Annotated in this window: 18 protein-coding genes; 8 read left to right on the forward strand and 10 right to left on the reverse strand. The window is 68.9% G+C overall.

The window, feature by feature from the left end; all coding sequences use genetic code 11:
* Window positions 1-75: 75 nt before the first annotated feature.
* Window positions 76-1,386 (reverse strand): ergothioneine biosynthesis glutamate--cysteine ligase EgtA, encoded by a 1,311-nt coding sequence (gene egtA / locus AC3EO7_RS02895; RefSeq protein ID WP_431964833.1) that lies wholly within the window; start codon window positions 1,384-1,386, stop codon window positions 76-78.
* A gap of 240 nt (window positions 1,387-1,626) precedes the next feature.
* Between egtA and AC3EO7_RS02900 the strand changes: the two genes are divergently transcribed.
* Entirely contained in the window at window positions 1,627-2,805 is a 1,179-nt protein-coding gene (locus AC3EO7_RS02900; RefSeq protein WP_435590377.1) for an aminotransferase class V-fold PLP-dependent enzyme, read from the forward strand.
* Window positions 2,805-3,722, forward strand: coding sequence for a ribonuclease Z (locus tag AC3EO7_RS02905; RefSeq protein WP_431964837.1), 918 nt, complete (start codon window positions 2,805-2,807; stop codon window positions 3,720-3,722). The genes AC3EO7_RS02900 and AC3EO7_RS02905 overlap by 1 nt, the downstream gene beginning before the upstream one ends.
* Here the strand turns inward: AC3EO7_RS02905 and AC3EO7_RS02910 are convergent.
* The 3 genes from AC3EO7_RS02910 to AC3EO7_RS02920 form a co-directional block, all read right to left on the reverse strand.
* Window positions 3,719-3,982: a hypothetical protein gene (locus tag AC3EO7_RS02910; protein WP_431964839.1), complete on the reverse strand. Its 264-nt coding sequence runs from the start codon at window positions 3,980-3,982 to the stop codon at window positions 3,719-3,721. The genes AC3EO7_RS02905 and AC3EO7_RS02910 overlap by 4 nt on opposite strands.
* 96 nt (window positions 3,983-4,078) lie before the next feature.
* The gene (locus AC3EO7_RS02915) at window positions 4,079-4,960 is read right to left on the reverse strand and encodes a hypothetical protein (protein ID WP_435590378.1); all 882 of its coding nucleotides are present in this window, start codon (window positions 4,958-4,960) and stop codon (window positions 4,079-4,081) included.
* Window positions 4,961-5,045: 85 nt separating this feature from the next.
* Window positions 5,046-5,609: a TetR/AcrR family transcriptional regulator gene (locus AC3EO7_RS02920; RefSeq protein WP_435590379.1), complete on the reverse strand. Its 564-nt coding sequence runs from the start codon at window positions 5,607-5,609 to the stop codon at window positions 5,046-5,048.
* Window positions 5,610-5,707: 98 nt separating this feature from the next.
* Here AC3EO7_RS02920 and AC3EO7_RS02925 point away from each other — a divergent pair, with 98 nt between their 5' ends.
* The 3 genes from AC3EO7_RS02925 (at window position 5,708) to AC3EO7_RS02935 (ending at window position 8,800) form a co-directional block, all read left to right on the forward strand.
* Entirely contained in the window at window positions 5,708-6,412 is a 705-nt protein-coding gene (locus AC3EO7_RS02925; RefSeq protein WP_435590380.1) for a lysophospholipid acyltransferase family protein, read from the forward strand.
* A 135-nt stretch (window positions 6,413-6,547) separates the two neighbouring features.
* Window positions 6,548-8,194 (forward strand): fatty acyl-AMP ligase, encoded by a 1,647-nt coding sequence (locus tag AC3EO7_RS02930; RefSeq protein WP_431964847.1) that lies wholly within the window; start codon window positions 6,548-6,550, stop codon window positions 8,192-8,194.
* A gap of 99 nt (window positions 8,195-8,293) precedes the next feature.
* Window positions 8,294-8,800 (forward strand): pyridoxamine 5'-phosphate oxidase family protein, encoded by a 507-nt coding sequence (locus tag AC3EO7_RS02935; protein ID WP_435590381.1) that lies wholly within the window; start codon window positions 8,294-8,296, stop codon window positions 8,798-8,800.
* Window positions 8,801-8,854: 54 nt separating this feature from the next.
* On the opposite strand, the gene pth is transcribed toward AC3EO7_RS02935, so the two are convergent.
* Window positions 8,855-9,436, reverse strand: a complete 582-nt coding sequence (gene pth / locus AC3EO7_RS02940) for an aminoacyl-tRNA hydrolase (protein ID WP_435590382.1) — start codon at window positions 9,434-9,436, stop codon at window positions 8,855-8,857.
* Window positions 9,437-9,459: 23 nt separating this feature from the next.
* Window positions 9,460-10,056, reverse strand: a complete 597-nt coding sequence (locus tag AC3EO7_RS02945; protein WP_435590383.1) for a 50S ribosomal protein L25/general stress protein Ctc — start codon at window positions 10,054-10,056, stop codon at window positions 9,460-9,462.
* Window positions 10,057-10,365: 309 nt separating this feature from the next.
* Between AC3EO7_RS02945 and AC3EO7_RS02950 the strand changes: the two genes are divergently transcribed.
* Window positions 10,366-12,009 carry a peptide chain release factor 3 gene (locus AC3EO7_RS02950; protein ID WP_435590384.1) on the forward strand — a complete coding sequence of 548 codons (1,644 nt, stop codon included), beginning with the start codon at window positions 10,366-10,368 and terminating at the stop codon, window positions 12,007-12,009.
* A gap of 64 nt (window positions 12,010-12,073) precedes the next feature.
* Here AC3EO7_RS02950 and AC3EO7_RS02955 read toward each other — a convergent pair whose 3' ends face one another.
* From AC3EO7_RS02955 to AC3EO7_RS02970, 4 genes are all read right to left on the reverse strand, one after another.
* Window positions 12,074-12,517 (reverse strand): YybH family protein, encoded by a 444-nt coding sequence (locus AC3EO7_RS02955; RefSeq protein ID WP_431965381.1) that lies wholly within the window; start codon window positions 12,515-12,517, stop codon window positions 12,074-12,076.
* Between the two features lie 121 nt (window positions 12,518-12,638).
* Entirely contained in the window at window positions 12,639-13,598 is a 960-nt protein-coding gene (locus tag AC3EO7_RS02960; RefSeq protein ID WP_431964857.1) for a sigma-70 family RNA polymerase sigma factor, read from the reverse strand.
* A complete protein-coding gene (locus AC3EO7_RS02965) occupies window positions 13,595-14,122 on the reverse strand; it encodes a nuclear transport factor 2 family protein (protein WP_431965383.1) in 528 nt (175 codons plus the stop codon). The genes AC3EO7_RS02960 and AC3EO7_RS02965 overlap by 4 nt, the downstream gene beginning before the upstream one ends.
* Window positions 14,123-14,435: 313 nt before the next feature.
* On the reverse strand, window positions 14,436-15,311 hold the full coding sequence (locus tag AC3EO7_RS02970; RefSeq protein ID WP_431964859.1) for an Abi-alpha family protein: 876 nt from the start codon (window positions 15,309-15,311) through the stop codon (window positions 14,436-14,438).
* A 417-nt stretch (window positions 15,312-15,728) separates the two neighbouring features.
* On the opposite strand from AC3EO7_RS02970, the gene AC3EO7_RS02975 reads away from it, so the two are divergent.
* Both AC3EO7_RS02975 and AC3EO7_RS02980 read left to right on the forward strand, forming a co-directional pair.
* Window positions 15,729-17,003 (forward strand): DUF445 domain-containing protein, encoded by a 1,275-nt coding sequence (locus AC3EO7_RS02975; RefSeq protein ID WP_435590385.1) that lies wholly within the window; start codon window positions 15,729-15,731, stop codon window positions 17,001-17,003.
* Window positions 16,994-17,914: an Abi-alpha family protein gene (locus AC3EO7_RS02980; RefSeq protein ID WP_431964863.1), complete on the forward strand. Its 921-nt coding sequence runs from the start codon at window positions 16,994-16,996 to the stop codon at window positions 17,912-17,914. The genes AC3EO7_RS02975 and AC3EO7_RS02980 overlap by 10 nt, the downstream gene beginning before the upstream one ends.
* Window positions 17,915-17,971 lie beyond the last annotated feature (57 nt).

Below are 17,971 nucleotides of genomic sequence, written 5' to 3' on the forward strand. Positions count from 1 at the left end.
GGCAGGACGGACCGGACACGCCGCGGCCTCGTCGAATGATGCTGTGCGCGTGGTCGTTACACGCTGCTGGTTGATTCACGACGCGGCCTCCACCCGAGCATCGGTCGGAGTGCGGCCGCGACGACATCGTTGCGAGGCGTCGTCGAGTTCACGAGCCGCCGACCGCGTGCGGGCGTGCGCGGCGGCGAGGGCGAGCAGGTCGACGGCCACCTTCCCGATCTCGGCGTCGGCCAGACCGTAGCGGGCCGCCTGCAACCACCGGCCCGCAACGGGCGCGGCCAGCGCCGTCGCCTCGGCGACCACCGCGGGTGCGGACAGCAGCGCGTCGATGGCGTGAACCGGCACCGTCCAGGTGTCGCCCGGCTGCGCGTCCAGGTAGCGGACCTCCAGGTGCCCCGAGGCTCGGACCGGCGGGAACAAGGTGGTCAGGTGGTAGTCGAGGTCGGCGATGTCGGGGCGGCGGCCGATCTCGTCGTCCAGCGCGCCGGACAGCCAGTCGCCGAAGGTCGCGCCCGGTGGGGCCGCCCATCCGAGACCGTCGCCGTTCGCGGCCGCGTCGGGTCTGCGCACGCACAACAGCGGCACGTCGAGCGCCCAGCGGCCGTAGGCGGCCACGGGGTCGGACCACTCCTGCACCGGCGGGCGGGTCCTGGCGTTGTCGAGGCGGAGCCAGGCGCGCATCCGCTGCGAGGCCCAGGCACCGTCGGGTGCGCCGTGGAGCGAAGGGGAACAGGCGAAGGCGGCGACAAGGGCCGGGCCCATGGCATACAGCGCGGTCCACCGGGCGGTGACCTCGGCGCGGTCGGCGCCCGCGTCGACGCTGACCTGGGCGGCCGCGGTGTTGCACATCATCAGCTTGCCGAAGGGGCCGATGCCGCCGAATGACTGCTCCATGGCGCGGTAGCGGGGCAATTGCAACACCCGCTTCGGGCGGCGGTCCGCGTCGGCGGCGAGCGAAAGGATTCGGATGCACTGGGTTTCGAGCAACTCGCGCAGGTAGCGGGCATCGTCGACAAGGCGCTCGCACAGTTCGGCGGCGGCGGCATACGGTGCGCTGGAGAGTTCGATCTGACCGCCGGGTTCGAGAGTGACCCGGCTTCCCCCCGGCAGCGGTAGCGCGGGCGAATCGGGGGTGATGGACCGCGGAGCGTACGGTCCGAGGGCGGCTGCGAAGGCAGACAGCTGCGGGCGTGGCCCTGCCGCGGGCCCGGACGCCGAACACTCACCCTGCACGGTGAGCCATTCGAGCTCGGCGCCGATCAGCGTCGGTGGCCCCAACTTGAAGCAGACGCCGCCCACATAGGCCTCGGCGGCCGCACGCGTGGACAGATCGCCGGGCTCGATGGCTTGCCTGGCTGATTCCGGATGTTCGAGCATGGCCGCCATGCCAACCTCCACCTGAGTTCGTGCGCGGGCCGGACATCCGTCCGAGCGCCATGATCGTGGTTCGTGTCGCTGTCGTCCGCGCTCGAACACTCATCCGAACGCGCTCTCATCGTGGTTCCGTTCCAACCAGGGTAGCCACGGATACCGACAAAAATCCGTCCAGCAACCGAACAGATGGTCCTACCTGGGGCACTGCGCGAGCGCCTGCGCCGGGACTTCCGTACCGATAAGGTCGTCGACATGCTGGACGAGACACGGGTACGCGAGGACACGCCGGGCTGCCGGTCCGATTCCGGGCTGGTTTTCCTCGACAGCGCGGGCTCCTCGCTCCCGCCCAGGATCGTCCTGGACACCGTCGTCGACCACCTGCGCAGGGAGGCCGAGATCGGTGGCTACCGCGCCGCCAACGAACGCCTCGACGACCTCGCCGCGGTCAAGACCGCGATCGGCGGACTGATCAACGCCGATCCCGGCGCCATCGCCCTCAGTGACAGCGCGACGCGGTCCTGGGCCGACTTCTTCTACTCCGTCCCGCTCGGGCCCGGTGACCGCGTGCTGATCTCCGGATCGGACTACGCCAGCAACGCCATCGCGGCCATTCAGCGGGCCCGCGCGACCGGCGCGACGGTCGAGCGGATCCCGGACGACGGCAGTGGGCAGCTCGACCTGGACGCCATGGCCGAGCTGGTCGACGAACGCGTCAAGCTCGTGTCGCTGCTGCACGCGCCGACCAACGGCGGACTGGTGAACCCGGCCGCCGAGGCGACCAGAATCGCCCACTCGGTGGGCGCGCTCGTGCTGCTCGACGCCTGTCAGTCGGCAGGGCAGATCCCGATCGACGTGGCCGAACTCGGCGTCGACGCGCTCTCGGTCACCGGGCGCAAGTGGCTGCGCGGGCCGCGCGGCACCGGATTCCTCTATGTGCGACCGGAATTGGCCGCTTCGATGGAGCCGCAGCGGCTCGATCTACACAGCGCGGAGTGGACCGGCCCCGACGAGTACCGGCTCGCGCCGGACGCCAGTCGCTTCGAATTCTGGGAATGCGATGTGGCGGCCCGGCTCGGGCTCGGCGCGGCCGTTCGATACCTGCTCGACCTCGGGCCGGAGGACGTCTACGCCGCGATCGGCGCGCGGGCGGAGTACCTGCGCAAGGCGCTGCCCGAGATCGGCGGAGTCACCGTGCGCGACAACGGCGTCCGGCACAGCGGCATCGTCTCGTTCACGGTGGACGGGCGCGCCACCACCGAGGTGCGCGACCGGCTCGCCGCCCAGAACATCACGGTCACGGTCAGTTTCGCCAGTTCCACACTGCTGGACATGACGGCGCGGGGTCTGGACTCGGTGGTCCGCGCGTCCCCGCACTGCTTCGTCTCCTTCGAGGAACTGGACCGATTCGTGGCCGCCGTCGCCGCGCTCTGATGTCGCAGCGCGAACTCGTCGTGCTCGGCACCGCAAGCCAGGTGCCGACCAAGCAGCGCAACCACAACGGCTATCTGCTGCGTTGGGGCGCCGAGGGTGTGCTGTTCGATCCCGGCGAGGGCACCCAGCGTCAGATGGCGTTCGCGGGGCTGGCGGCGGGCGACATCACGCGGATCGCGGTGACGCACTTCCACGGTGACCACTGCCTCGGATTGCCCGGCATCGTGCAGCGGATCAACTTGGATCGGGTCGCCCATCCGGTGGACGTGTACTACCCGGCTTCCGGCGAGGCGTATTTCGAGCGGCTGTGCAATGCCACGGCGTTCTACCGGACGGTCGAGCTGCGGGCGCGGCCGATCGCCGGGCCCGGTGCGTTGCCCGCGCCGGACGCGCCTTTCGGTATCGAGGCAGTGCCGCTGTCGCATCCGGTCGAGGCGTTCGGCTATCGACTGACCGAGCCCGCCGGGCATCGGATGCTGCCGGACCTGCTGCGCGCCCGCGGTGTTCGCGGACCCGACATCGGCCGCCTGCAACGCGAAGGCGTTCTCGAAATCGACGGCGGCGCCGTCACTCTGGCCGAGGTCAGCGAGCCGAGACCGGGGCAGAGTTTCGCCTTCGTCATGGACACCCGCCTGTGCCAAGGCGTGTACGAATTGTCTTCCGGCGTAGACGTTCTGGTCATCGAAGCGACCTTCCTCGACGCCGACGCCCACCTCGCCGAGGAATACGGCCACCTCACCGCAGGCCAAGCGGCGCGCGTCGCCGCCGAAGCAGGCGCCCACACCCTCGTCCTCACCCACTTCTCCCAGCGCTACCGCACCCTCGACGGCCACCGCGCCGAAGCGGAGAAGTACTTCACCGGCGACCTGGTCATCGCCGAAGACCTGACGCGAATCCCGTTCCCCCCGCGCCGCTAATCGCGGAACAGATCGTCCGCGTCCTCGACCACCGCCGCGCGCCGCAGCCATGCCGACAGCTGTTCGGTCTCGGCACAAGCCGAGATGCGATCGCGGACATCGTCCGGCACCGGGATCGCCCGCACGTTCAGCACGACGAACACCGAGTCTCTGATCGCATCCCGCTTGCCCTGTCGTATGCCCGCCTTCTCGCCGTCGGCGAAGTATCGCCGAGCGAACTCGCTCTCATATACGTATGGGCGCCCGCCGATACGCATCATCAGCGTCTCCCCACACCGTCGTCACACATGGAAGAGCAATGACCTTGTAAACCAGCGGAGCCAAAGTGCACCGGCGCCCGCTCCAATGGCTCGGCGCTACTCCGCGAACAGCTCCTCAGCCGTCGCAACCGTTACCGCACGGCGCACCCACTGGGTCAGCCGCTCGATGTCGGTACACGCCGTGATGCGATCGCGGGCCTCGTCGGATACCGGAATGCCACGCGCCTCCAGCACCGTGAGCAGGGCACGGACTTCGCCCTCCGCTTCCCCCTTCTGCTGCCCATCCGCGAAATACCGGCGGGCGAAGTCACTCTGATATTCGTAATTGCGGAGCGTGGAGGTCATCAGCGTCTCCCAAACGGATCGGGCGGCTCTGGGCAGCCTCTCGAGGATGAAGTCATAGTACAGCTTGGACCGGTCTGCCTCGAAAGTCGCGAGTGCCGCCACGGCGGCCGCGAACACCTTCGCGTTGTCCGGGTGCGTGTGGTGCGACGCAGCCGACAGCACCGCGAGTTCCGGCAGCGTATTGGCGGTTTCCAGGTCGGTGACCACCGGGACGGCGGACGGATCGAGTACCAGCGGCACCAGCCGGGCATACGGGTGGCCATACCCGAAATCGATCGGCTTCGCCGCCCAACGCGCGGTCCGCTTGTCAGGGCACAGCACCAGCAGCACCGTCGGGCACTTCCACCGCGCTCGCAGTGCGGCGACGTAAACCGGCCACGACCACCGCTTGTCCGGATCAGGACGTAGCTGGACCTCGACCACCACCGCCAGCACCGGCCCTGCCGCGGCATGCAGCACCGCCACCGAATCCGCGTGGTACTCGGTCGGCGCCAGAATCGGCAGGTCACCGGACAGGTTCTCGATTTTGTCGAACTCGGGCAGCTGCCAGCCGAGCGCTGCCAGCAACGGCGGGATCAAGTCCGGTCGGCTCCGGAACATGTCGATGATCAGCTCATGCTGGTGCGATGGCATGCGCGGCACAGTACCGGCGCGCACCGACGGAACCGATCGCCGTCGGCGTGCCGCTCCGCGACGCGCCGTACCAGCGGAAAGTTGTTCAGCTGAGGTGTAATTCGAGGATTTCGTCGACCAGTGTCGAGTCGTCTGCGCTGGGCGCGACGAGGGTGAGGCTGCGGTTCGCGCGGAGGGTGGCCAGGCCGTGTAGTGCGGTCCAGAGGAGGAGGGCGCGGTCGGGGGTGGCGGGGCAGGTCCGGCGGACGAGATCGGCGAAGCGGTCGAAGAGCGGGAGGGTGGTGGCGCGCAGGTTCGCGCCGGAACCTTCGAGGAGGTCGTGCCGGAACATGAGGGTGAACATCTGCGGGCGGGTGGCCGCGAAGCGCACGTAGTCGACGGCCATGCGGCGCAACCGCTCTCGCGCCGGAGCGTCCGCGGCGTCGGACGCGGCGAAGCGCTCGGCGAGGTCGGCGAAGCCCCGCGCCGCGATGGCCGCCAGCAGCGCCTTGTGGGTCGGGAAGTGGCGGCGGGGCGCGCCGTGCGAGACGCCTGCCGCGCGGGTGATGGCGCGCAGCCCGAGCCGGTCCGCACCTTCCTGTTCCAGCAGATCGACGCCGACGGCGATCAGTCGTTCGCTCAGCGGTTCGTTCCCTGCCACGCGAAACATTGTGCCCCTTCGGTGAGGCGCCCGCGCCCAGTGGGGTAGACAATGTCTACGCGCGCCGTGTAGACATTGTCTACGTTTTCGCCGATGGAGAGGGTCCCGTGTGGTATCACCTGTTCAAGCACGTCCTGCTCGGTCCGCTGCTGCGGATCCTCGGCCGGCCGGAGGTGGTCGGCCTCGAGCACGTGCCGCGTAGCGGGCCGGTGATCATCGCCGCCAACCATCTGGCGGTGATCGACTCGCTGTACCTGGCGCTGGTGCTGCCCCGCCGGGTCACCTTCCTGGCCAAGCAGGAGTACTTCACGGGCACGGGGTGGAAGGGCCGCTTCAATCGCTGGTTCTACACCGTCTCCGGCCAGGTGCCCGTCGACCGGACCGGCGGCACCGCCGCGGCGGACGCGCTCGCGGCCGCGACCAGGATCCTGGAAGAGGACGGCATCTGGGCCATTCATCCGGAGGGCACCCGCTCACCGGACGGACGCGTCTACCGCGGCCGGACCGGGGCGCTGCGGGTGGCCATCGCGACCGGCGCACCGGTGGTGCCGGTCGTGCTGTCCGGCACCGACCGGGTCAATCCGCCCGGCAGCCGCATGTGGCGATTCGCCAAGGTGCGCATTCACTTCGGCGCGCCACGCCATTACCCGCCCGCCGGGGCGCGCACGGACGCGCGGACCGAAACCGACGCGCTGATGCGCGAGCTGGCACGGCGATCGGGCCGCCAATACGTAGACACCTACGCCGCCACCTTCTCGTCCCGCGGCACGAGCACGCAGAGGCATAGGCGTCGCCCGTACGGGCATAACTGAGGGAGAACCGCAGCTACAGCCCGCGCAGAAACCGCGCACATATCGGATGCGGTGAGGGGTTAACGTCGCGGCTTTCTCGCGGGATAGTGGGAAGAGGCCGGGTGCTCGGTCCATCGTGTGACGAGGAGTCCGACAGTGAGCAGGTTCACCGACGAGATGTACGCGACGGCGCGGTCGACCAGCCGTGGGCTGGTGACCGGGGAGCCGGACGCGCCGCTGCGACAGTCCTGGGGCGAGATCCACCGGACGGCGCGCCGCATGGCGGGCGGACTCGCGGCCGCGGGGATCGACCACGGCCACGCGGTCGGCGTGCTCGCCGGCATGCCGGTCGACATCGCGCCCGCCTGCCAAGCGATCTGGATGCGCGGCGCGTCCATCACGATGCTGCACCAACCGACCCCGCGCACCGACCTTGCGGTGTGGGCCCGCGACACCGAAACCGTGCTCGGCATGATCGAGGCGCACGCGGTGGTCCTCGGCGCGCCGTTCGAGGCGGCGGAACCGCTGCTGCGCGAACGCGGCATCACCGTGGTGCGGATCGACCAGCTGGCGGAGGGCCCCGACACCGATCCCGTGCCGACCACCGAATCCGATGTCGCCCTGCTGCAATTGACCTCCGGCTCCACCGGATCGCCGAAGGCGGTGCAGATCACGCACGGCAACTTCTACGTCAACGCCTACGCGATGTTCGACCGGGTGAAATTCCAGCTCGACCACGACGTGATGATCAGCTGGCTCCCGCTCTTCCACGACATGGGCATGGTCGGATTCCTCAGCGTCCCGATGCAATTCGGCGCCACGGTGGTGTGCGTGACGCCACTGGACTTCCTGACACGGCCGGTGCTGTGGGCCCAGCTGATCGACAAGTACCGCGGAACCGTCACGGCGGCCCCGAATTTCGCCTACTCCCTGCTGGCCCGCAGGCTGAAGCAGGCCGAGGACGGCACGCTCGACCTGAGCAGCGTCCGCTACATGTGGAACGGCGCCGAACCGGTGGACCCCGACACCATGGAGGCACTCGCCGAGGCCGGAAAACGCTTCGGGCTCAATCCGATGGCGCTCACCCCGGTGTACGGGATGGCCGAGACGACGCTGGCCGTGTCCGTCCCCGACGCGGGCCACGGACAGGTGCTCGACATCATCGACGCCGATCTGCTGGAGGCGCTCGGCAAGGCGGTGCCGGTGCCGGATCAGCACATCGGCCACGCCAACGTGCGCCGCCTGCCGACGCTCGGCTACCTGGTCGACCAGTTGGAGGGCCGCGTCGTCGACTCCGAACGCCAACCGCTGCCGACCCGTTCCGTCGGCGTCATCGAATTGCGCGGGCCCGCAGTGACTTCCGGCTATGTGACGGTCGACGGATTCCGCCCGGCCCAGGACGAGGACGGCTGGCTCGACACCGGCGACATCGGCTACTTCACCGACGAGGGCCTGGTGGTGGTCTGCGGCCGCATCAAGGACGTGATCATCATGGGCGGGCGCAACATCTTCCCGACCGATATCGAGCGGGCCGCCATGCGCGTGTCCGGCGTGCGGCCCGGCAACGCGGTCGCGGTCCGGCTGGACGCGGGACAGAAGCGCGAAAGCTTCGCCGTGGTGGTGGAATCGAACGACCATCAGAACCACGACGAGGTCAAGCGCATCGAGCGCGAGATCGTGCACGCTGTCTTCTCCGAGGTCGGCGTCCGTCCCCGCACGGTGGCCGTGCTCGGCCCCGGCGCACTGCCGAAGACCTCGTCGGGCAAGCTGCGCCGCTCCGCCACCGCCGTCCACCTGCACTGACGCGCACCGATGAATTCCGCGGGGTCGCGTCGTCCAGACAGGTGAGCGCGCGGGGTAGCCACCCGCGCACCGGACGACCCCCGACCCCGAGGAGACATCGTGTCCGAGCCCACCGTCGAACTCGATCAGCGCTTCAGCAGCCCGGAGGCCACGCCCCGGCCGTGGGCGGAGGTGGACGGCGTGCTGGCCGCCGCGCGGATGTTCTGGATCGCCACCGTGCGCCGCACCGGCGCGCCGCACGTCACCCCGCTGCATGCGGTGTGGCACGACGGTGGCCTGTACTTCTGCACGGGCGCGACGGAGCAGAAAGCGAAAAACCTTGCGGCCGAACCGCGCTGCACGCTGACCACCGGCACCGACGACGCGGACAGCGGCCTGGACGTGGTGTTGGAGGGCAGGGCGGCGCGGGTCACCGACGAGTCGACGCTGCTGCGGCTCGCACAGCTCTGGAAGGAGCGACTGGACTGGGAGTTCGGCGTCCGCGACGGTGGTTTCGACAACGGCGAGGGCACTACCGCGCTGGTCTTCGGAGTCGCCCCGGACAAGGTCCTGGCGTTCGGGAAGGGCGAGTCGTTCAGCCAGACCCGCTATCGGTTCCCGGCCTGAGCACCGATTCTCGCCCGCGTCCAGTGCCGTCGACGGCTCGGTGCGTTCGATCGGTCAGTGCAGTTGATTCTGCGCGGTTTCCAGCCCGACGCGCAGCAGCAGTTCCACGGCGTCGGCGGCCTGCTCGACGATCACCGGAACTTCCTTGCGCTCCGGCGTCGAGAACGGCTTGAGCACGAAATCGGCCGGGTCCTGCCTGCCGGGCGGACGACCGATGCCGATCCGGGTGCGCACGTACTCCTTGGTGGTCAGCGCGCTGGAGATGGACCGGAGCCCGTTGTGGCCGCCTTCCCCGCCGCCGCGCTTGAGCTTGACCGCGCCGAAGGGCAGATCGAGTTCGTCGTGCACGACGATCACTTCGGTGGGCGGCACGGAGAAGAACCTGGCGAGCGCGGCCACCGGCCTGCCGGAGAGATTCATGTAGGACCGCGGCTTGGCGATCAGGACCTGGCGGCCGTCCAGGCGGGCCTGCAACAGGTCGGCGCCGGACTTCTTGTGCACGGCAAAACGGCCGCCGACGCGCTCGGCGAGCACGTCGGCGACCAGAAAACCGACATTGTGCCGGGTGCGCTCGTACTCCGGACCTGGGTTACCAAGTCCGACGACGAGCGCGGGCCCGGTCGTTGATTCGGTCATCGACGAACCGGTTCCGGGCGTCCTTATTCGGCGCTCTCGGCCTCGGCCTCGGCCTCGCCGGCCTCCGGCTCGGCGGCCGGCGCGGCGATGACGTTGACGACCAGGGTCTCGGCATCGGCGGCCAGGGTGACGCCGGACGGCAGCTGCAGCTCGCCCGCGGTGATCTGGGTGCCCGCCTCGACGCCCTCGACGGAGACCTCGATGGCCTCGGGGAGGTTCAGCGCCTCGGCCTCGATGGAGATGGTGGTGGCTTCCTGGGTGACCAGGGTGCCCCCGGCGGCGTCACCGGTGACGGTGACGGGGACATCGGCAGTGACCTTCTCGCCACGCTTCACGATGAGCAGGTCGGCGTGCTCGATGTAGCGGCGAATCGGGTGCACCACAACGGATTTGGTCAGCGCCAGCTGCTGCTTGCCGTCGATGACGAGGTTCAGCACCGCGTTGGTGCCGTGCTCGCGCAGGATGGCGGCGAAGGCCTGGGCGTTGAGAGCGAGGTGCTGCGGGTCGGCCTGGTGGCCGTACAGCACGGCGGGGACGTTGCCGTCGCGACGGGTGCGACGCGCGGCTCCCTTGCCGAACTCGGTGCGTACGGCGGCTTCGAGAAGGTTGACGTCGGACATGACTGGATCTACTCCTACGGCTCTTCCGGGCTTGTCTAAGGTGCCCGCCAGGGAGGGTGGCGCCCTGGGCTGGGTTCTGGTCTACTCGTCGGGGCGAAGACCGAACGAGGACGGCCGGAAGCCGAGCCGCGTCGATCACGGTGTCGCAAAAACGTCTGCGGACACCCTCGCCGAGACAACCCGAACACCATACCCCAGCCCTTACGCGGCATATGAATCGGGTGGTCAGACGCGGTTCGGCGGTGCGCAACCCCGGTCGCGTAATCTGGACAGGTTGTTCGTTCGCTCGCCTGTGAAAGGTTGCTCACGTTGACCGCCCCTGAGGACGTCGTCGCGCCGACCCCGCGCGGACTGCCCGCCGAGGTCGCCCGGCGCCGCACCTTCGCAGTGATCTCGCACCCGGACGCAGGCAAGTCGACGCTCACCGAGGCGCTGGCGCTACACGCCAGGATGATCTCCGAGGCGGGCGCGATCCACGGCAAGGCGGGCCGCAAGTCGACGGTCTCCGACTGGATGGAGATGGAGAAGGCCCGCGGCATCTCGGTCAGCTCCACCGCGCTGCAGTTCAACTACCGCGCCGCGGGCTCCGAGGTCGACAACGTCATCAACCTGGTCGACACCCCCGGTCACTCCGATTTCTCCGAGGACACCTACCGGGTGCTCACCGCGGTGGACGCCGCCGTGATGCTCATCGACGCCGCGAAGGGCTTGGAGCCGCAGACGCTGAAGCTGTTCCAGGTCTGCCGCCACCGCAGCATCCCCGTGATCACCGTGATCAACAAGTGGGACCGCCCCGGCCGGGCGCCGCTGGAGCTGCTCGACGAGATCGAGGAGCGAATCGGCCTCACCCCGACGCCGCTGTTCCTTCCGGTCGGCATCGCGGGCGATTTCCGCGGTCTGCTGCGCCGAGGCACGGACGGCGAGGCGCTCGAATACATCCACTTCACCCGCACCGCGGGCGGCGCGACGATCGCGCCGGAGGAATCGATCACCCCCCAGTCCGCCGAGGTGCGCGAGGGCGAGGCGTGGATCACCGCCGTCGAGGAGAGCGAACTGCTCTCGGCCACCGGGCAGGACCACGACCAGGAGCTGTTTCTCGCGGGACAGACCTCGCCGGTCATCTACGCCTCCGCGATGCTGAACTTCGGTGTGCGCCAGCTGCTGGAGACGCTGGTGGCGCTGGCTCCCGCGCCCGGCGCGCGCAAGGCCGTCGACGGCACGCCGCGCAACACCACCGATCCGTTCAGCGCGGTGGTGTTCAAGGTGCAGGCGGGCATGGACACCGCGCATCGCGACCGGCTGGCCTTCATGCGGATCGTGTCCGGCGAGTTCGAGCGCGGCATGGTGGTGACGCACGCGCAGACCGGACGACCGTTCGCGACCAAGTACGCGCTGACCGTGTTCGGCCGGGAACGCGCCACCGTCGACACCGCCTACCCGGGCGATGTGGTCGGCCTGGTGAACGCGACCGCGCTGGCGCCCGGACACACGCTGTTCGTGGACAAGAAGGTGGAATACCCGCCGATCCCGTCCTTCGCGCCGGAGCACTTCGCGGTGCTGCGCGCGCGGACCGCGGGCAAGTACAAGCAGTTCCGCAAGGCCATCGACCAGCTCGATTCCGAGGGCGTGGTGCAGGTGCTGCGCAACGACGTCCGCGGCGACGCCTCCCCCGTGCTCGCGGCCGTCGGCCCGATGCAGTTCGAGGTGGTCACCGCGCGCATGATGGCCGAGTTCAACGTCGAGACCACCATGGAACACCTCGGCTACTCGCTGGCCAGGCGCACCGACGCCGCGTCGGCGGAGGAACTCGGCCGCCAGCGCGGCGTCGAGGTGTTCACCCGCAGCGACGGCGCGCTGCTCGCGCTGTTCAGCGACAAGTGGCGGTTGCAGTACATCGAGAAGGAACACCCGAAGCTGACGCTCGAACCGCTGGTCGCCGCCGCCGACAACTGACGGCGACGGCGTCACGGCCTGAAGTCGAACCGCCCGGGCCCGGCTTCCTCATCAGGGCGTCGTATCAATCCTGGTGTAGCGCAGGGAGTTCCGCCTCGGCCGCGGCCGGATCGGCGGTCGGTAGCGGGAACGAGTGGTGTTCGTGAACGACCACCCAGCGGCCGTCGTCCTTGCGCAGCCCGATGGTCAGCCGCAATCGGTTGTCCGGATCGGCCAGGAACTCCTCGGGCGTCCCGCAGCGCAGCAGCGCGTGCGCGAACGCGACGTCTTCGCCCGCGGTGACATCGAGCGCGACGATCTCGAACACCGCGCCCGCGGCCAGCCAGGCGAAGAACGGCGGCCAGGTCTCCCGGTAGGCGTCGATGCCGCGGACGCCGTCGTTTGGCGGCGGCACGTCGTACATCACGATGCCAGCCGCGTGGTCAGCGAGTACCGCGTCGAGATCTGCCGCGCGCACGGCGGCGGCCCATCGTTCGATCAGCTCGCGGATCTGCGCTTCGTCGGTCATGGTGGCATTCCCTTCGGTGCGGCCGCCGGTCGCGGCGGCGTGCGGGTCCGTCCCGTCGGCCGTATAACCCGCGCCGCGCGCCGAACTCATCGGTGCGACGGATCTTTCGGGCGGGCAGCTGTCAGGCGGGCAGTTCCGCGGGCAGGCCGAAGGCCGGGAAGAGTCCGGGATCCAGGAACGAGACCACCTCGGCGATGCGCCCGTCGCGCATCGCGACCACGTCCAACGCCATCGCGGCGAAGACTTCGCGCTCCTCGTCCCAGAGGTAGGTGCCGAAGGCGGGCTGACCGTTGGCCGAGGCGAGCAGGAAGCGCCAGCGATAGCGCAGCGGACCGTCGAGCAGGAACTCGCGGATGGCGGACCGACCGGCGTACCACTCGGGCAGCGGCGGCATCGAGTACTTCGCGTCCGCGCTGAGCAAGGCGACTATCGCCGACACGTCGCCCGCCTCCCACGCGTCCGCGTACTGCCTCGCCAGATCGCGGATCTCGGCGTCGGCCATGCTGCGCGACGCGCGCTGGGATCGCGCGGGCAGCCGTGACTCGACCCCGGCGCGCCCGCGCTGCAACGCGCTGTTGGCCGAGGCCACGCTGATCTCCAGCAGTTCCGCGGTCTCGCGGGCCGAGAAACCGAGCACGTCACGCAGCACCAACGCGGCGCGCTGCAATCCGGGCAGATATTGCAGCGCGGCGACGAACGCCAGCTCCACCGCCTCGCGCGCCTCGTATCCGGCCTCCGGGGCCGTGCCGCGCACCTCGGCGTCGGGATAGGGCTCCAGCCAGGCGATATCGGTCAGCGGCGCGCCGGGGCTCAGGTCCACCGGCAGTTCGCGGCGGCGGCGGGTCTCGAGCAGGGTCAGGCAGCGGTTGGTCGCGATCCGGTAGAGCCAGGGCCGCAGTCCGGCGCGATCGGTCAGTTTGTCGAGGTTGCGCCAGGCTCGCACCAGCGATTCCTGCACCGCGTCGTCGGCATCGTGCACCGAACCCAGCATCCGATAGCAGTGCACATGCAGTTCCGCGCGCAGCGGGGCGACCATGCGTTCGAACTCCGGTTCGGTCACCCGCGCCGGCTCCACGGTCATTCGGCCTCGGGCTCCTGGTGCACCGGCGCGGCTCCCGGTTCGCGCTCGACCGGCGCGATGCCGTCCTCCCTGGCGATCAGACCCCAGCGGCTGGAGGTCAAGCGCAGGCTCGGCAGGTCGCTGAGCGAGAGCACCACCTCGTAGGTGCGCTCGTATCCGGTGTGCGCGATCCGCCACTGGCCGTCCTCGCAGCGCGCGTAGCGGTCGGTGTAGAAGGCCGCGCCGCGCAGCAGCATGTTGTGCGCCGGGATGAGCACGGTGTCGGCAAGATACCAAGTGCCCGTTGCCGTGTCGCCTTCCACGTCGATCTCGGGGTGATCGCAGCGGTGCTCGGTGATGACGTGCGGACCGAGCGTGTTGCGCATGAAGGCGAGGAAGGCGTCACGCGATTCGAACTGCAGGTACTCGCTGTAGGTCGCGGTGGCCTCGGGAATCATGGTGTCGGCGAATTCTTCCCAGGACTTGGTGTCCAGTGCGCGCAGGTAGCGGAACTTGAGGCGGCTGATGGCCGCGACGTCGTCCATACCCGGCCGGTCGGCGGGCGGCTGGACGACAGCTCGGGGATCCCGGATGTCGGCTTCCTCCGACTGGGCAGCGGCCTCCGGCTGAGCAGCTTCCTCCGGCGCAGCGCCGTTGCGCGGTTCGGAGCCCGCGCGTTCGGCGGTCTCTTCCGCACGCTCGGCGGTATCCTCGGCCGCTTCCACGGTCGAGTCGCCGCGCCCCTGCTCGCCGCTTCCCTGATCCATACCTCAACAATCCCATCCGAAGCCGCCGAGCTTCACGGTTTGGGAGATCTGTATCAGATTGCTATCAACGCCGGACCGGAGCCCGGGAAGATCAACTACCGATGGTAAAGCAGGTGCGGCAGAAATCCTCGCCGAATTCGGTCAGCCGCAGACTCTTGCGCACGATCTTCGGCGCGCGCCCCGCCTTCTTCAGCGCGGCCTCCACCACCGGCTGCACCTCGAGCACCATGTAGCGGCTGAGGACCACCGGATCCTCGGAGGTCAGCGTGAGGCCGAGCCGGTTGAGGTTGATCAGGTAGGACCGGGCGCGGTCCGGGTAGCGCACGCCCGCCTGCTCCGGCACCGAGGTCAGGTCGCCCTGGACGAGTTCGGATCCGATGCCGAGCGGACGGTTGGTCCGCACGTCCACCGCGGGCTGCGGACCGTTCAGCGACATGAAGCGCAGGATGCGCGCCTCGTCGGGGGCGATCTCGTCGAGGATGCGGTCGTAGGCCGGGTGCACGTCCTCGGTGAAGTAGACGTCGGCCGACCGCGCCAGCAGCGCGTCGCCGCGCCGGCGCAGCTCCTCGGTGGTGGCCGAGCGCAGGTACGAGCCCATCGCGATGGCCTGCTGGGCCGCGCCGGTGGGAGTCGGTACGTAACTGACGATTTCGCGCACCGAGCCCTCGGTCACGCCGAGCGCACTGCGCGCGATCGAGCGCAGCGCGTTGCCGGTCCGCTCGGCGATCTCCGCCGAGGATTCGCCGTCCAGCGCGGCCTGAGCGATCTCCTTGGTCACCTCGTACGAGGTGTTCACCGCCCACTGCCCGCCGCGCACGGCTGTACCCGCGGCCAGCCCCGCGGCCCGGAACACCCCGCGGATCAGCCTCGCCTCGTTGCTGATCTGCCGTTGTTCGACATCCGAGCTGCGCTCTACCGCGCGGGAACCGGCCCGGGTCACGTCCTGTCCGGTCCTGTCGTCTGCCACGTGCTACTCCGAAGTGTCGCCAAGTGAACGAATCCGCCCACAGATTATTGCCCGACCGTCTTCCAGGCACAGCGAACCCCAACTGTTCGCGCGTCCCGGCCGACCCACCCGTCGGACCCGATCGCCAGCACCCCAGCATGTTTCATTCGCGAATAAGGATGTGGCGGACGTCATTCTCTCGTCCCGACCGAGACAATGCGGCATTCGAGACAGATACTGTGACTGATGTCTCAGACACTACTCTCTGATCTGTCTCTGCGGGTTGTGGACGAAGCGCCGCAACTCACAATAGGGTCCAGCTGCCGACAGGGTGCTAGTTTGGGGTGCCGGTGAGGCGGCGATCACCGGTTTTTCGGCAGGAGGGTGTCGTTGTTAGAGAGTGTTTTCGGAGTTCACCCCACGATCCTCCTCGAGCTTTTGACCATTCCGCTTTTCACAGGAGTGATCGGCTACATCACCAACTGGACCGGCGTGCTCATGCTGTTCCAGCCCATCGCCTTTCACGGCGTCCGGGTGCCCGGCCTGCGGGCGCTCTATCCTTTCCTGCCCAAGCGAATCCAGGTGCTGCCGCTGCTCAGTTACGACGGCAGAATGGGCTGGCAGGGCATCGTTCCCTCACGTGCCGACAAAATGGCCAGCATCGCCGTCGACAAAGGGCTCGCCAAGCTCGGTAGCGTCTCCGACTTCTATCGCGAACTGGAACCCGACAAGCTGGCCGAGCATCTGGCCAGCATCGCCGACGCGCAGATCACCGACATCGTCGAAGAAATCCTGCGCCGCGAGCACCCGCAGCTCTGGTACAACCTGCCCGGTCAAGTGCGCGAGATGGTGCACGCGCGGGTGCGCCAGCAGCTGCCCGAGATCCTGCGCGAGCTGACCGAGGAACTCGGCGCCAACATCGATCAGCTGATCGACGTCAAGCAAATGGTGATCCGCTACTTCCAGGCGCGACCGCAGCTGCTCAACACGCTGTTCCAGGTGCTCGGCGCCAAAGAGCTGCGGTTCATGCAGAACTTCGGTTTCTACTTCGGCGCGCCGATGGGTGCGCTGCTCGTGCTCATCCTGCACGTCACCGGATGGTCGACGTGGGTGGTGCTGCCGATCGGCGGTGTGATCATCGGGTGGGTGGTCAACTGGATCGGCATCAACATGATCTTCGCCCCGGCCTACCCGAAGTGGTGGTGCCCGTGGCGGCAGGGTCTGCTGATCAAGCGCCAGTCCGAGATCACCGACGGCTACGCCGAACTGGTGTCGAGTCAGGTGATGACGGTCGCCAACATCGGCGACGAACTGCTCAACGGTCCGCGCTCGGATCGCACCATGCAGATGCTGGAGGACACCCTCCGCCCGGCCGCCGACCGCGCGCTCGGTCCCGCGCGCCCCGCGGTGAAATTCATGCTCGGCAGCCGCGAATACGACTCGCTGCAGGCGACGCTGACCACCGAGGCGATGTCCATCGCGCCGATCGCGTTCGCCGATCCGGACTTCAATGTCCAGCAGGGCAAGCAGATCAACGATTACATCGCCAAACAGATGTCCGCCCTACAGCCGCCCGACTTCGTGGAAATGCTGCGCTCGGCCATCAAACAGGATGAATGGTTGCTTTTCGTCCATGGCGGCGCGCTGGGCCTCTTCGCCGGATACGCTCACATTCTGATCTTCGGAACGGGAGTGGCGACGACATGGCTATGACGGGCTCGGGCGAGAACAACGCGGGATCGGACGCCGACGCGGTCGGCGACGATATCCAGGCCGCCGAGCATTCCGCACCCGTCGCGCCGTCGACGGAGCTCGCCCGGTGGCCGCTCTCCGATATCGAACCGGCGGCGAAGCCGCCCGCCAAACGCCGCGTGCCGTCGCCGCGCGAGACTGTACGCGCCGCGAGCGGGGTGGCCAAGGTCGCCTTCACGGCCGCCTCCGAAGTCACCGCGTGGACCGTCGACACCGCGCTCGGCGTCACCGGGACCGTGGTGAAGGGCAGCATCGCGGGCGTGCCGCCGCGCGAAGTGCTCGCCGAGGCCGAAGCCGAGGTCCGCGACGCCGTGCGCCGGGCGCTCGGTCTGCCCGCCGCGACGCCCGAGCGCACCGATCCGGCCGTGCCCACCCTGCGCGAACAGGGCGCCGCGCTGCTGCGCCTCTCGGCGAGCACGCACGCCGAGGCGTCCGAAATCCACCCGGCCTTCGCCGGAATGCTCGCGGAGCTGACACCCGACGAGGCGCGCATCCTGCGCTTCCTGCACGTGGACGGCCCACAGCCCTCGATCGACATCCGCGTCGGACGGCCGAGGGCGCTCGGTGCGGAGCGCTACCTGTCCGGGCTCACGCTGATCGGCGAACAGGCCGGGCTGCGCTTCCCGAACCGGGTGCCCCAGTACCTCACCAACCTGCGCAGACTCGGGCTGATCGAGTTCGCCAAGGAACCGGTCGACAATCCGAACCGCTACCAGCTGCTGGAAGCGCAGTCGCCGGTGCGAGAGCTGTTGAAGCGCTCCGGATTCGGCACCAAGGTGCACTACCGCAGCATCGTGCTCACGACCTTCGGCGCGGACTTCGTGCAGACGTGCCTACCGGTGGTGACCGAAGGCCGCGCCGAGTCCAGCTGAGCGGACCCCGCCGTGCCTTCGCGCGCGAGCTGGGTTGCCACACACCACACGCACGCT

The sequence above is a fragment of the Nocardia sp. bgisy118 genome (assembly GCF_057708605.1).

What these genes read in the sequence shown, in the direction of transcription:
- AC3EO7_RS02915 (WP_435590378.1), bottom strand. Translation starts at nt 4,960, where the DNA reads ATGCCATCGCACCAGCATGAGCTGATCATCGACATGTTCCGGAGCCGA.
- AC3EO7_RS02900 (WP_435590377.1), top strand. Translation starts at nt 1,627, where the DNA reads ATGCTGGACGAGACACGGGTACGCGAGGACACGCCGGGCTGCCGGTCC.
- AC3EO7_RS02965 (WP_431965383.1), bottom strand. Translation starts at nt 14,122, where the DNA reads ATGGACGACGTCGCGGCCATCAGCCGCCTCAAGTTCCGCTACCTGCGC.
- AC3EO7_RS02980 (WP_431964863.1), top strand. Translation starts at nt 16,994, where the DNA reads ATGGCTATGACGGGCTCGGGCGAGAACAACGCGGGATCGGACGCCGAC.
- AC3EO7_RS02960 (WP_431964857.1), bottom strand. Translation starts at nt 13,598, where the DNA reads ATGACCGTGGAGCCGGCGCGGGTGACCGAACCGGAGTTCGAACGCATG.
- AC3EO7_RS02955 (WP_431965381.1), bottom strand. Translation starts at nt 12,517, where the DNA reads ATGACCGACGAAGCGCAGATCCGCGAGCTGATCGAACGATGGGCCGCC.
- pth (WP_435590382.1), bottom strand. Translation starts at nt 9,436, where the DNA reads ATGACCGAATCAACGACCGGGCCCGCGCTCGTCGTCGGACTTGGTAAC.
- AC3EO7_RS02945 (WP_435590383.1), bottom strand. Translation starts at nt 10,056, where the DNA reads ATGTCCGACGTCAACCTTCTCGAAGCCGCCGTACGCACCGAGTTCGGC.
- AC3EO7_RS02920 (WP_435590379.1), bottom strand. Translation starts at nt 5,609, where the DNA reads ATGTTTCGCGTGGCAGGGAACGAACCGCTGAGCGAACGACTGATCGCC.
- egtA (WP_431964833.1), bottom strand. Translation starts at nt 1,386, where the DNA reads ATGGCGGCCATGCTCGAACATCCGGAATCAGCCAGGCAAGCCATCGAG.
- AC3EO7_RS02905 (WP_431964837.1), top strand. Translation starts at nt 2,805, where the DNA reads ATGTCGCAGCGCGAACTCGTCGTGCTCGGCACCGCAAGCCAGGTGCCG.
- AC3EO7_RS02910 (WP_431964839.1), bottom strand. Translation starts at nt 3,982, where the DNA reads ATGATGCGTATCGGCGGGCGCCCATACGTATATGAGAGCGAGTTCGCT.